This is a genomic window from Streptomyces durbertensis (genome assembly GCF_014156695.1).
Taxonomy (GTDB): domain Bacteria; phylum Actinomycetota; class Actinomycetes; order Streptomycetales; family Streptomycetaceae; genus Streptomyces; species Streptomyces durbertensis.
This window is the reverse complement of record NZ_WMLF01000994.1, coordinates 1-255: the sequence shown is the minus strand read 5'-3', so window position 1 is coordinate 255 and position 255 is coordinate 1. Positions and strand designations below refer to the sequence as shown.

The 255-nt window shown below is 66.7% G+C and carries 1 pseudogene; it reads left to right on the top strand.

Annotated elements, in window-relative coordinates:
* Positions 1–9: 9 nt before the first annotated feature.
* Positions 10–255, top strand: a pseudogene (locus tag GL263_RS28025) (RiPP maturation radical SAM C-methyltransferase); the annotation flags it as partial.

The window sequence follows — 255 nt, the reverse complement described above, 5'->3', positions numbered from 1 at the left end:
GCGGACCGGATGGCCGAACCCGACTTCGACGCCTACTTCCATCGGATCGAGCTGTCGTCCGCGCGTCCCCACCTCGAACCGAAACTCGTGCTCGAGGGCTCCCGCGGATGCTGGTGGGGCGAGAAGCGCCACTGCACCTTCTGCGGCCTGAACGGCTCGTCGATGCGGTTCCGGAGCAAGGAACCGGTCGACTTCCTGAACTCGATCGTCCACCAGTCGCGCCGCCACCAGGTCCTCGACGTCCTGGTCGTCGAC